The following is a 13,074-nucleotide window of genomic DNA, read 5'->3' as shown; positions in this document are numbered from 1 at the left end:
CGCCCCGCCCCGCCCCGCCCCGCCCCGCCCCGCCCCGCCCCCGGCGCGGGGCGCTCTCGGGCAGTGCGCAGAGGCCGGGGCTAGCGTGCGCGGATGACCGATCACACGCGACCGGACACCACCGGGACGGATGCGACCGCGAACGGATCGGCGCACGACGACGGCGCGGGAGACGGCCCGGCGGGCGCGAGTCGCCCCCGGTCCACCGCGCAGCGCGCCGGCGCCGCCCTCGGCCGCGCGGCCGGCTCGGCGCTCATCGGCTCGCGAGCCGCGATCCGGCGCAACCCGAGGGCCGACCGGGTCTACCGCACCGGCGTCGGCGTGGTCGGCGGTGCGACCGTCGCACTCGGTGTCGCGCTCATCCCGCTGCCCGGACCGGGGGCGCTGATCGCGCTCGGCGGACTCGGCATCCTCGGCAGCGAGTTCGAAGGCGCGAAGAAGGTCAACGCGCGCGCGACCCGGGCCGTCGGCAGAGCCACGGCGACGGCGAAGAGAGTCGCGGAGCGACGCCGAGCAGCCCGCGTCGAGCGCGACGCCCGCGAGCCCGGCGCCGACGTGCCCGACTGAGCACCCGCGCATCCGCCCGTCTCCGCCTCACGGGGGAGGCCGACGGACCCGCGGCGCCCCCGCACCGCTCCTGATCATCCCCGGGGAGTACGCCCCGGTCGACCCCCGCGGCGGATACTGGACGGGTGCGCGTCGTCGTGCACGCCTCACCACCGCCGGCGACCTGGGAGTCACTCCGTGCACCTGCTGTCCGTCTTCAGCCTGCGCAACCGCGCCCTCATCGCCCTGCTCACGATCGTCGTCGCGGTGTTCGGCGGTGTCGCGCTCACCACGCTCAAGCAGGAGCTCATCCCGAGCCTGACCCTGCCGCAGCTCTTCGTCGTGACGCAGTACCCGGGTGCGAGCCCCGACGTCGTCGAGAAGGATGTGTCGACCCCGATCGAGAGCGCCCTGCAGGGCATCGAGGGGCTCGAGTCGACGACCGCGACCTCGAACTCGGCCGTGTCGACCGTGTCGGCGTCGCTGAAGTACGGCACCGACATCGTCAGCACCGAGCAGAAGGTGCAGCTCGCGATGGGCCGCATCGCGAACCAGCTGCCGTCGGGCGTCGACCCGCAGGTCGTGACCGGATCGATCGCCGACCTGCCGGTGCTCGTGCTCGCCGTCACGAGCGACAAGTCGGCGAACGACCTCAGCGACGCCCTGAAGAACTCGACCGTCACCGAGATCGAGAAGACCGCCGGGGTGCGTGAGGCGAGCATCCTCGGCGACAGCGGCCAGCGGGTCACGATCACGCCCGACCTCGCCAAGCTGTACGGCGCCGGATTCACCAGCCAGAGCATCCGCGACGCCCTCAAGAACAACGGCGTGCTGATCCCCGCCGGAACCATCACCGAGAACGACCAGACCCTCATCGTGCAGGGCGGCGTGCGGCTGACGACCTCCGACGAGATCGCGAAGGTGCCGCTGCTCGGCGCATCGAGCGGTTCGGGCGCGAACGCGGGTGCCGGGTCGGGCGCGGGCAGCGGGGCGACCGGCGCGGGCGCGGGTGGCGCGGCGGGTGCCGGCGGTGCGGGCGCGGGCGGCGCGGATGCGGCGGGCGGCTCCGGCGCGACCGGCACCGCGACCAGCGGAGCGGATGGCGCCGTCACCACGATCGGCGACGTCGCCACGGTGAAGGTCGAGGCGAATCCGGTCACCGGCTACTCGCGCGTCGACGGCAAGGACTCGCTGTCGATCTCGATCACGAAGAAGCCCGACGGCAACACCGTCGACGTGTCGAAGGCGCTGCGCGCGCAGATCCCCGAGCTGCAGAAGGCGCTCGGCGACGGCACGAAGTTCACGGTCGTCTTCGATCAGGCGCCGTTCATCCAGCAGTCGATCGAGAGCCTCGCCACCGAGGGCCTGCTCGGTCTCGGCTTCGCCGTCGTCATCATCCTGATCTTCCTGTTCTCGATCAGGTCGACGATCGTCACGGCGATCTCGATCCCGGCGTCGGTGCTGATCACCCTGATCGGCATGCTCGCCGCCGGCTACACGCTCAACATCATCACGCTCGGCGCGCTGACGATCGCGATCGGCCGCGTCGTCGACGACTCGATCGTCGTGATCGAGAACATCAAGCGGCATCTGGGCCTCGGCGAAGACAAGCTGACGGCGATCAAGAAGGCCGTGCGCGAGGTCGCGACCGCGGTCACCGCATCCACCGTCACGACCGTCGCGGTGTTCCTGCCGCTCGCGCTCGTCAGCGACATCACCGGCGAGCTGTTCCGGCCCTTCGCGCTGACCGTGACGATCGCGCTCGCCGCATCCCTCTTCGTGTCGCTCACGATCGTGCCGGTGCTCGCCTACTGGTTCCTCGGCAACAAGGGCCGCAAGCACGCCGAGGCCGCGGCCGGGCCCGAGGAGGACGAGCTCGACAAGCCCACCCGCCTGCAGAAGGCGTACCTGCCGGTCATCCGCGGAACGCTGCGGCACCCCGTCATCACGCTCGTCGCGGCTCTGCTCGTGCTCGTCGGATCCGGCGCGCTCGGCGGGGCGTTCCTGCAGTTCAACTTCCTCGGCGACTCGGGTCAGAACACGCTCACGGTGACCCAGTCGATGAAGGCCGGCACCAGCCTGGATGCCAAGAACGACGCCGCCAAGAAGGTCGAGTCGGCGCTGCGCGGCATCGACGGCATCGAGACCGTCGCGACCACGCTCGGGTCGAGCGGCAGCAGTCTGCAGTCCGCATTCACGGGCGGCGGCGATGCCACCTTCAACATCACGACGGATCCGTCGGTCGACCAGACGAAGCTGCGCTCGAAGGTGCGCGACGCGGTCGGCGATCTGAAGGACGTCGGCGACGTCTCCGTCGCCGGTTCGAGCGGCGGATTCGGGTCGAGCGACATCGAGGTCGACATCCTCGCGCCCGACTCGACGAAGCTGCGCGACGCGTCCGACGCGATCCTCGCGAAGGTGCGCGAACTGAAGGAGACCGCGCAGGCGGAGAGCAACCTCTCGGCCACGCAGCCCTACATCGCGATCGAGGTCGACCGGCAGAAGGCCGCGGCCGCCGGGCTCAGCGAGGTCGCCGTGGGCGGGATCGTGGCGGATGCGATGCTGCCGGCATCCATCGGCACGGTCGTGATCGACGAGAAGACCCTCGACATGTACATCGAGAACACGAGCGCGCCGACGACGCTGCAGGAGCTGCGCGACTTCGGCATCCCGACCGCGACCGGCACCGTGCCGCTGTCGACTCTCGCGACGGTCGAGCAGCGCAACGGACCGACCTCGGTCACGACCGTGCGCGGCGTGCGCAGCGCGACCATCACGATCACGCCCGACACGCAGAACACGGCCGCCGCGTCGGCCGCGGTGCAGAAGGCCGTCGACGAGGTCAAGCTGCCCGACGGCGCGACCGCGACGCTCGGCGGCGTCACGAGCGACCAGGCGAACGCCTTCTCGCAGCTCGGACTCGCGCTGCTCGCCGCGATCCTCATCGTCTACACGGTCATGGTCGCGACGTTCCGCAGCCTGCGGCAGCCGCTGCTGCTGCTGATCTCGGTGCCGTTCGCGGCGACCGGCGCGATCGCCCTCCAGGTGGCGGCGAACCTGCCGCTCGGCGTCGCGTCCATCATCGGCGTGCTCATGCTCGTCGGCATCGTCGTGACGAACGCGATCGTGCTGATCGACCTCGTCAACCAGTACCGGGAACGCGGGATGCGGGTGCGCGAGGCGATCACGCACGGCGCCGCCCGGCGACTGCGGCCGATCCTCATGACCGCGGCGGCGACGATCTTCGCGCTGATCCCGATGTCGCTCGGACTCACCGGCCACGGCGGCTTCATCTCGCAGCCGCTCGCGATCGTCGTGATCGGCGGACTCGTGTCGTCGACCGTGCTGACGCTCATCGTGCTGCCGACCCTCTACTGGGTCGTCGAGGGCGCGAAGGAGCGGCGGACGGACCGGCGCGCGGCGAAGGCGGCGCTCGCCGCCGGCAGCTCGGTCACGGGGGTGAGCGCGGGTATCGGCGCCGGTGTCGGCGCTGCTGCCGGGCGAGGTGCAGGCACGACGGATGCGGTCGCGACCGCTGGTGCTGGTGCTGGTGCAGCGGATGCCGGGGCGATCGCTGCCGACGCGGGTCCGGACGCGGATGCACCCGCGGCGCCGCCGTCGTCGGCGTACGAGACGAGCCCGGCGGCGACGACGCAGCGCGAGGAGACCGCGAGCGGGGTGAGCGGCTCGGCGACGAGCGGCGGGGAGCCCGGTGACCCGGCTACGGGATCGACGGCCTCGGAGCCGGTCGAGTCGCCGTCGACCCTCTCGACCCCGTCGACGCCGTCGACCGACGGCCCGGACGGCGAGCCGCCGACGAACGGCTCGGGCCCGACCGGCCCCGCCCCCGCATCCGGTCCGGGTCCGGTGTTCACGCCCCCGAGCTGACCCGTCTCCTCATCGAGTGGCCAGGAATGCACATCGCGCACGGCGTGTCACCTGCGTCTCTGGCCACTCGGCATCCCGCCTGACCCGAGGGTGGCCGCAAACGCGCGCCCGGTCCGGCGTGTCACGTGCATTCCTGGCCAGCCTCGGGGCGGGTCAGACGGGATCTGGCGAGGGCGGCCAGAGATGCACGCCAGATGCGGCGTGTCATGTGAATTTGTGGCCACCCCCGGGCGGGATCCGGCGAGCGTGGCCGCAGACGCACGCCGGGCCCGGTGTGTCGCGTGCATTCGTGGCCACCTCGGGGATCCGGCGTCCGGGTGCTCGACGGCGGGCGACGGTCGGGCGCGAGCGACGACGGGCGGCCGACCGCGAGGCGAGGGCTGACCCGGGTGCGGTGCGGGGATGCGCGGCGCAGGCTGGGCCGGTGACCCTGCGCGACGACCTCGACACCGAGCGCGAGGGATGGGCCGAGGCCGCCCCGCGGGCGCGGGCGCGGGGCCGGCGACCGGTCGGCACCGTGCCCGGCGCCGTGCCCGGCACGCTCGAGATCGTTCTCGTCATGGTGCTCGCCCCGGCGAACCTCGTCGCGACGGCGCTCGCCGCGTTCCTGCTGTGGTTCCGTCAGCTGGGCGTCGCGGCGTGCGGGCCGGACCACCCCTGCGATCTCGATCTCCTGCCGTGGTCGATCGGCGTGCCGCTCGTCACCGGCATCGTCGCGGTCGTCGCGATCGCGGTGCTCGCGCCGATCCTCGGCAGGCGGGGACGTCGCATCGGGTGGATCGCCGTGCTCGGCACCGCGCTCTGCGCGGCGGGGATCCTGACGGGAATCGCGCTCAGCACCGCCGCGATCGGCTGACCCGCGCGTCGGCTGCATCGTGAGGGGTCGCAGAGGCCCCGTGAAGCGCGTCTTTGGGCCGGGAATCGGGGCCTGTGAGACCCCTCACGGGAACGATCGGTCNCGACGGGCGACGGGCGACGGGCGACGGGCGACGGGCGACGGCGACGGGCGAGCGGCGACGAGCGGGCCGCAGTCGACGAAGGGCAGGAGCTCAGCCCTGTCCGCTCGTGCCGTCCCCGCCACCCGGATCGGCATCCGTGCCGTCGGCGTCGTCGCCCCCGGCGGGAGCTGCGGCGACGCGTGGGGCGTCGCGCAGCTTCGTGTCGAAGAACTCGATGATGCGGGCGCGCAGCGGATCGTTGTCGGCGAGCATCGCGATCGAGTGGCGCGCGCCCTTCACCTTGATGAACGTGGTGTCGACGCCCTTGGCGCGCAGCTTCGTGACGAAGCGGTTCGCCTGCTCGAGCGGGATGCGCTCGGTCGTCGAGTGCGCGACGAGGAACGGCGGATCGGTCTTGTCGATGAACGAGGTGGCTGACGCCTCCGCCGCGGCCGGGCAGTCGGTCGTGGCCGTGCAGCCCAGATAGGTCAGCTGCACGGGAACGAAGTCGGCGGTGACGGCGACGCCCGTGAGATCGATCGGACCGCTCAGCTCGGCGACCGCGCTGACCCGCGCGTTCTCGTCGGTCGGTCCGGATCCGCGCGTGCCGAGCAGCGACACCAGGTTGCCGCCGGCCGAGCCGCCCATCGCCCCGATGCGCTTCGGGTCGATGCGGAAGCGATCCTGCTGCGCCGGCAGCCGCATCCATCGCACCGCCTGCTGCAGATCGGTGATCGCCGCCGGGAAGGTGTACTTCGGCGCGAGACGGTAGTCGGCGTTGGCGACGACGTAGCCGTTCTTCGCGATCCACTGGCAGATGCTGCGCCAGGTCAGCTCGGCTTTGTCGCCGCGCCGCCAGCTGCCGCCGTGAACGAGCAGGATCGCGGGTTGCGGGGTGTCGCTGCCCGCACCCTCTCCGCCGTCGCCGCTGTCGTCGCGGGCGCCGCTCGGATCGGCCGACGGGGATGCGGATGCGTCGTCGTCGCCGCCGGATCCGCCCGGCTCCTTCTGGCCGTCGCGGGTGTCGTAGCCCTCGGGCGGCAGGCAGACGTCGAGGGTCAGCTTCGTGCCGTCCTGCGCGGTGCCGTACACGAGGTCGGGAACGACCGGCACGCTCGGATCGGTCACGAAACCGGGGATCGCGGGCCGCGTCGGCGGAGTGTTGGTCTCGGCGTCGTCGCCGGTCGGCGCGCATCCGGCGACGAGCAGCAGCGCCGCGACGAGGGTCGCCGCAGCACCGGAGGCTCGGATCGCTCGCGGAGACAGACGCATCGCCTCCACCCTAAGTCGGTCGCACCGAGTGCCTCCCGAGTCGTGCACAGGGGAGAAACACGGCGATCGCAGAAGATCGGGGCGGATCAGGGGTCGTGCTCGCGACGGATCCCGCGTATGCTCTTTCGGTCGGCTCTCGACACCTCGACCAATTGCTGGTCGTGCGCATCACTGTCTTGTCGTGCGGGCCGGATCGTCGCCATTTCGGGCGGCGAGGACTCATCTGCTGAGCAGCGGCCCCCGGTCAAAGAGTGCCCGGGTTCCCCAAACGCGTGTGTTTTCGCGCGTCGTTCACGTAACCCTGGAAGTAGCACCATGCCCAAGAACATGGGCGCGCAGTCGCGCGCCGGAAAGAACAGCCCCGCCCGCGGCGGCGCGCGTGCCGGAGGCCCGAGCCCCAAGCACCGCGGCTACCGCCCCGACGGCGAGGGCTCCGCTCACGGCGGCAAGAAGCCGCGCTGGTCGGGCGAGCAGCGCGTCGCGCGCGGCCACTCCTCGGAGCGCCCGCGCGGCGGCGACCGCAACGACCGCCGCGACGCCCCGGCCGACGGCCGCCCCAACTGGGAGCCCCGCGGCCGCAACGGCGAGACGGCCGAGCCCGGCTACCGCGGCGGACGCAACGCCGCCGGCAACCGCAGCTTCGGCGGCGACCGCGACCGTGGTTTCGGCGGCGGACGCGATGACCGTCGCGACGACCGCGGCGGCCGTGGCTTCGACCGCGACCGCAGCGACCGGGGTCCGCGCGAGGACCGCTTCGGCGACCGCCCGCGTCGCGATTTCGGCGACCGCGACCAGAACCGCGATGGCGGCTTCCGCGGCGGCGACCGCAACCGCGACGGCGGCGACCGCCCGCGCCGCCAGTGGGATGACCGTCCCCGCCGCGACTTCGGCGACCGCAGCGAGCGTGACCGCGCCCCGCGACGCGACTTCGGCGACCACGCCCCGCGCGAGAACCGCTTCGACGGCGCCGGCCGCGGCGAGCGCGCTCCCCGTGCCCTGCGCCACGACCACACCCCGTTCCGCGAGGACCGCGCCGAGCGCCCGCGTCGCGACTTCGACCGCGAGGACCGCGGCCCGCGTCGCGACTTCGGCGACCGCGACCGTGACCGTGCTCCCCGTCGCGACTTCGGCGACCGGGACCAGAACCGCGACCGCGGCTTCCGCGGAGACCGCGACGACCGCCCGCGCCGTGACTTCAGCGACCGTCCGCGTCGCGACTTCGGCGACCGTCCCCGCCGCGACGACGACCGCGGCTACCGCGGAGACCGCGAGTCGCAGGGCCACTACGGCCCGCGCCGCGACCGCGAGCCGGGCGCCGGCGTGCCCGACGACGTCGTGCTCGAGCGCCTGACCGCCGAGGCGATCCAGGTCGACGAGACTGAGGGCACCTCCTTCGCCGACCTCGGCCTCGGCGGCAACATCGTCACCGCGCTCGCCGAGCTCGGCGCCGCCAGCCCGTTCCCGATCCAGGCCGGCACCATCCCCGTCGTGCTCGAGGGTCGCGACGTGCTCGGCCGCGGCCGCACCGGCTCCGGCAAGACCATCGCCTTCGGCGCCCCGCTCGTCGAGCGACTGCTGCGCCTGAACGCCGAGAAGTCGAGCAACGAGCGTCGCAAGCCCGGCCGTGCGCCGCGTGCGATCATCCTCGCGCCGACCCGTGAGCTGGCCCTGCAGATCGACCGCACCGTGCAGCCGATCGCCCGCAGCGTCGGCCTCTTCACCACGCAGCTCTACGGCGGCGTTCCCTACGCCCGCCAGTACGGCGCGCTGCAGCGCGGCGTCGACATCGTCGTGGGCACCCCCGGCCGCATCGGCGACCTCGTCAGCCAGGGCCGCCTCGACCTCTCGCAGATCGAGACCGTCGTGCTCGACGAGGCCGACCACATGTGCGACCTCGGCTTCCTCGAGCCGGTGCAGGACCTGCTGCGCCGCACGCCCGAGACCAGCCAGAAGCTGCTGTTCTCGGCCACGCTCGATGCGGCCGTCGCCGCGCTCGTCGACGAGTTCCTGCGCGAGCCGGCCGTCTACGAGGTCGCCGGCGAAGACCAGGACGCCTCGACCATCGAGCACCGCGTGTTCATGCTCGACCAGCGCGACAAGCAGGCCGTGCTGGCCGAACTCGCCGCCGGCCCGGGCAAGAAGCTCGTCTTCGCCCGCACCCGCGCGTTCGCCGAGGACCTGACCGACATGCTCGAGGACTACGGCATCCGCGCCGTCAGCCTGCACGGCGACCTCAACCAGTCGCGCCGCACCCGCAACCTCGAGAAGCTCACCAGCGGTCGCGCGACCGTGCTGGTGGCGACCGACGTGGCGGCCCGCGGCATCCACGTGGATGACGTCACCCTGGTCATCCAGGCCGACGCGCCCGACGACTACAAGACCTACCTGCACCGCGCCGGCCGCACCGGCCGCGCCGGCAAGGACGGCATCGTCGTCACCCTCGCGCCGTTCAACCGCCGCCGCCGCACCGAGTCGCTGCTGCAGCGCGCCGAGATCGAGGCCGAGTGGACCGAGGTGCGCCCGCGCGACGAGCTCATCGCGCAGATCGCCGACCGTGCGAACGGCTACGACGCCGAGGTCGAGGCGGATGACGTCGTCGACGGCGACGAGGACTGATCCGCTGATCTGACGCGGTCTCGCTGACCGAGAGCCGCGCATCCCTCGGGGTGCGCGGCTCTCGTCGTCTCGCCGGTCGCGGCTGTGGATGCCCAGCGAACCGCGGGCGACCCGATGGGTAGCCTGGAGGGATGCGCATCCGCCCCTTCGCCCCCGCCGACACCGACACCGTGGTCGACATCTGGGAGCGCTGCGGACTCGTGCGCCCGTGGAACGATCCGCGCAAGGACATCGCCCGCAAGGCGGAGGTGCAGCCGGAGCTGTTCCTCGTCGGCGAGCTCGCGGTGGCGGGAGCCCCGCGCATCGTCGCGACCGCGATGGCCGGATACGACGGGCATCGCGGCTGGGTGAACTACCTCGCGGTCGACCCGGGCGCGCAGCGGCAGGGTCTCGCGCGCGAGATCATGACCGAGGTCGAGCGTCTGCTGCTGGCGCGCGGCTGCCCGAAGGTGAACCTGCAGGTGCGTGAGGGCAACGCCGCGGCGCTCGGGCTGTACGTCGCGCTCGGCTACACGATGGACGCGAGCGTCTCGCTCGGCAAGCGCCTCATCGTCGACGGTCCGGGGCCCGGCGCTCCGGTCGCCTGACGTCACGCGGTCGGCGGACACCGCGCCCGGCGACCGGCGTCGTGGTGTCGAGCTGGGCTCCGCGGCGGTGAGCGCTCAGAGCGTCGACCGTGCGCCGGGGACCGGCGGCTCGGGACGGCGCGACACCTCGTCGCGGATCCGGCCGACGACGGCGCTGTCGGCGCCGAGGGTCTCCGTCGCGGCGGCGAGCGCCTTCTCGGCGGCGTCGCGCTGCGCGCGGGCGATCGTCTCGGTCACGAGCCGGCCGAGGTCGGCGGAGCGCAGCTCGAGCGCGGCGTCGCTGAACCGCACGTCGCGCACGGCGCCGGTCGGCTCGGCGGTCACCTCGACCTCGCCGCGCAGCGAGCGCGCGGTCGCCGTGGTCGCGGCGACGCGGTCGGCGAGCGCGTCGATCGCGGCCGTGCGGGCGTCGGCGGCGGCGACCTGCGACTGCACGGTCGCCCGCACCTGCGCGGGGCTGCCGTAGGGGTCGACGGGGGCTCCGGCTGCGAGGTCGGTCATCGAGTCCTCCGGATCGGATCGTGCGGGTGCGGGTGCGGGTGCGGGTGCGGTGCTGATGCTGCGGTTGGCGGGCGGGGTCGGCGACGTCGACGGCGCCGGCGGGCCCCGCTCACGTGTCAGCCGAGGATCTTCTTCGCCACGGCCGTGTCGACGGTGATGTCGGTGTCGCTGAGCGAGTCGAAGCCGAGTTCGCGGCCCGGCTCGTCGAGGTTCACGAGTCCGGTCGTGAAGTCGGTCTGCGCGACGGCGAAGTGCAGCTGATCGAAGCGCGTCGCCCCCGGTGTGTCGATCGCGGCCTTCATGAGGGTCTTCAGCCGGTCGGCGTCGATGGTGTCGTCGGAAATCGCGACGCCGACGAATATCACGTTCGCGAAGCCGTCTTTGCTGCTCTCGGTCGACACGCTCAGCAGGTCGGGGTCGGACTTCTCGACCGACTTCTTCACCTCGGCGAGGATGCGGTCCTGGCCGAGCGGCGCGCATCCGGCGAGGGTGAGGGCGGCCGAGACGGCGACCGCGAGGGCGACGGTGAGCCGCAGTCGGCGCCGGGGGCGCCGCCGACGGGCGCCGCGGCGCTGTGCGCGCTCGGTCAGGGACGGGAGTCGAGAATCCACGGTTCAGCCTCTCACTCGTGGAAGGTGTGGAACTGGTGGTCGACCACGCGTCCGGTGACCATCGACCGCACGTCGGCGGCGGCATCGGGGTTCGCGGCCTCCCAGGTCGCGACCGACTGCGTGTAGTGCGCGTTGTTGTGCGTGCTCATCGGATCCCAGCCCTCGGGCGGGTTCGGCAGCTTCACGTTCATGCGGTTCGGGTCGGACGCGGTGCTGTCGGTGTACTGCCCGTCGGCGACCGGCACCGGGTCGGCCGCGTGCTCGAAGCTGACGACGCGGGTCGTCGGCGGGATGTCGAAGGTGCCGATCGGCGCTCCGTTGGTGATGATCGCGTCGGTCACGTAGGTGCGGTCGTGCTCCGCGATCGAGGCGGCCATGATGCCGCCCTGGCTGAAGCCGGTGTAGACGACGTGGGCGCCGGGCGGCACGCCGGCATCCTTCATCGCCTGCATGACCGCCCGCTCGTACTGCGTGCGCATCGCCGGGTCGTCCATCGTGACGAGCGCGACATTGGTGTCGAGGTCGCCGAGGGAGCCCTGATCGGCCTTCCAGGGGAAGTTCCAGTCCTGCGTCGACGGCAGCGCGACGACGTAGCGCGTCTGGCCGTCGTCGCCCACGATCTGCTTGATGTCGACCACGCTGCGCTCGGCGGCGCCGATCTGGTCGGCGTAGCCGTTCTGGCGCACCGCGTCCGAGAGGGAGTCGAGACGTGTCATGCCGTTCGCGGCGGCGTAGGCGGCCCGCTGCTGATCGGTGCCGAGCACGGAGGGGTCGAGGTCGGTGACGCGCAGGTCCGGCTGGATGAGGTCGGCGGCGGCCCCGCCAAACAGCCCGCCGACGACGGCGCCCGCGGCGGTGCCGAGCGGGCCCGCACCCGAGCCGATCGCCGAACCGAGCCCGATCGCGCCGACGTGCACCATCTTCGCCAGGATCGGGCGCAGCCGCTCGAGCAGGTCGCCGATGACCGGCAGCAGCGCCTCGAGCAGGGCCTTCAGCTGCTCGAACGCCGTCGTCATGCGGTCGATGAGCTGGCGGATGACGTCGATGAACTCGCCGGCGCGGTGCACGACCCGCTTGAGGTCGTCGATCTTGCTGAACGGGTTGATCGTGAAGCCGAAGAGGTCCATGACGAGGCCCGCGAGCTCGCTCAGCGCCCCGATGATCGCATCGTGCACCGCCGTGACGATGGTCGAGGCGAGCTCGAGCGCTTTCGCGGCCGCGTCGGCCCAGTCGCCCGCCTCGGTGAGCGCTCCGTCGAGGTCGTCGAGGCGCTTGCGCACGGCGCGCGCCGTCTGGCCCTGCTGCTCCGACATGGTGCCGCGCGCCGAGACGATCTGCTCGCGGGCGTCGCGCAGCGACGACGCCACGCCCGTCCAGGTCTGCGCGAATGCCGACACCTGCGCCTTGTCGCCGGTGAGCGCATCCAGCCAGGTGTCGAGCGGATGAACGTATTCGAGCGCCCAGCTGACGATGCTGACCGTGGTGCCGCCCGGGTCGGCGAAGTCGACGCGGAAGCCCTCGGCGCCGCCGGGCGCCCATGATCCGGAGGCGAGCCGAGCGGCGACCTCCGCGCTCGAGCCGGAGCCGGTCCCGGACCCGCCGGAGCCCTCGTCGACGACGGGACGCTCGGCGGTGCGCTCGGGAGCGGTGATCGTCATCGCAGGATCGACCGTCCGCTCGCGTGGTCGAGATCCTGCTCGAGCTTGCTCACGCCCGAGACGATCGCCTGCTCGTTGCGCTCGAAGTCGTCAGCCGACGCCGTCGTGGCTGCACCGACCGCCGTCGCGAGCTCGCCGGTCACCTTCACGACATCGGCCGTGTGCGCGATGAGGGCCGAGATCGGCGGGGCCATCCAGGCGTTCATGACCCCGAAGGCCGAGGCGCTGATCGGGTTCTGGGTGATGCGCGCATCCACCTCGCCGACCTGGTCGCCGACGGCGGTGAGGTCTTTCGCGACCTTGTGCAGCACGTCGGGGTCGATCGCGATGATCTCGGTGCCCTCGGCCATGCTCTCCCCGTCTCGACGTGCTGACACCACCGTAGGGAAACCTCAGGTTGCTTGTCACCCGTTCGGGGGTGAAAAGTGCGTTTCGCGTCGCGGCGGTAGCTGTGGAG

The 13,074-nt window shown here is 72.5% G+C and carries 10 protein-coding genes; 5 read left to right on the top strand and 5 right to left on the bottom strand.

Translation table 11 applies throughout. From position 1 onward, the window contains the following. Nucleotides 1-93 precede the first annotated feature (93 nt). The 3 genes from FJ657_RS02640 (at nt 94) to FJ657_RS02630 (ending at nt 5,290) form a co-directional block, all read left to right on the top strand. On the top strand, nt 94-567 hold the full coding sequence (locus FJ657_RS02640; RefSeq protein ID WP_141162115.1) for a PGPGW domain-containing protein: 474 nt from the start codon (nt 94-96) through the stop codon (nt 565-567). A 177-nt stretch (nt 568-744) separates the two neighbouring features. Further along, entirely contained in the window at nt 745-4,434 is a 3,690-nt protein-coding gene (locus tag FJ657_RS02635; RefSeq protein WP_181408840.1) for an efflux RND transporter permease subunit, read from the top strand. Nucleotides 4,435-4,858: 424 nt separating this feature from the next. Then, nucleotides 4,859-5,290 (top strand): hypothetical protein, encoded by a 432-nt coding sequence (locus FJ657_RS02630; RefSeq protein ID WP_141162114.1) that lies wholly within the window; start codon nt 4,859-4,861, stop codon nt 5,288-5,290. 193 nt (nt 5,291-5,483) lie between these two features. Here the strand turns inward: FJ657_RS02630 and FJ657_RS02625 are convergent, their stop codons facing one another. After that, on the bottom strand, nt 5,484-6,644 hold the full coding sequence (locus FJ657_RS02625) for an alpha/beta hydrolase (protein ID WP_141162113.1): 1,161 nt from the start codon (nt 6,642-6,644) through the stop codon (nt 5,484-5,486). A 315-nt stretch (nt 6,645-6,959) separates the two neighbouring features. Between FJ657_RS02625 and FJ657_RS02620 the strand changes: the two genes are divergently transcribed. After that, entirely contained in the window at nt 6,960-9,260 is a 2,301-nt protein-coding gene (locus tag FJ657_RS02620; RefSeq protein ID WP_255447091.1) for a DEAD/DEAH box helicase, read from the top strand. Nucleotides 9,261-9,391: 131 nt separating this feature from the next. Further along, complete coding sequence (locus FJ657_RS02615; protein ID WP_141162112.1) at nt 9,392-9,847, top strand: GNAT family acetyltransferase; 456 nt, start codon at nt 9,392-9,394, stop codon at nt 9,845-9,847. A 75-nt stretch (nt 9,848-9,922) separates the two neighbouring features. Here FJ657_RS02615 and FJ657_RS16995 read toward each other — a convergent pair whose 3' ends face one another. The 4 genes from FJ657_RS16995 to FJ657_RS02600 all read right to left on the bottom strand — a co-directional run bounded on the left by FJ657_RS16995 (nt 9,923) and on the right by FJ657_RS02600 (nt 12,967). Further along, a complete protein-coding gene (locus tag FJ657_RS16995; protein ID WP_181408839.1) occupies nt 9,923-10,348 on the bottom strand; it encodes a YbaB/EbfC family nucleoid-associated protein in 426 nt (141 codons plus the stop codon). 116 nt (nt 10,349-10,464) lie between these two features. Next, complete coding sequence (locus tag FJ657_RS16990) at nt 10,465-10,959, bottom strand: hypothetical protein (protein ID WP_181408838.1); 495 nt, start codon at nt 10,957-10,959, stop codon at nt 10,465-10,467. A gap of 11 nt (nt 10,960-10,970) precedes the next feature. Beyond that, nucleotides 10,971-12,617: a hypothetical protein gene (locus FJ657_RS02605; RefSeq protein ID WP_141162111.1), complete on the bottom strand. Its 1,647-nt coding sequence runs from the start codon at nt 12,615-12,617 to the stop codon at nt 10,971-10,973. Continuing rightward, nucleotides 12,614-12,967 carry a hypothetical protein gene (locus FJ657_RS02600; RefSeq protein ID WP_141162110.1) on the bottom strand — a complete coding sequence of 118 codons (354 nt, stop codon included), beginning with the start codon at nt 12,965-12,967 and terminating at the stop codon, nt 12,614-12,616. Before FJ657_RS02600 ends, FJ657_RS02605 begins: the two co-directional genes overlap by 4 nt. Nucleotides 12,968-13,074 lie beyond the last annotated feature (107 nt).

Source organism: Schumannella soli (assembly GCF_006517435.1).
Lineage (GTDB): Bacteria > Actinomycetota > Actinomycetes > Actinomycetales > Microbacteriaceae > Schumannella > Schumannella soli.
Note: the sequence above shows the minus strand (reverse complement) of the source record. Positions and strands in the feature narration are given on the sequence as shown.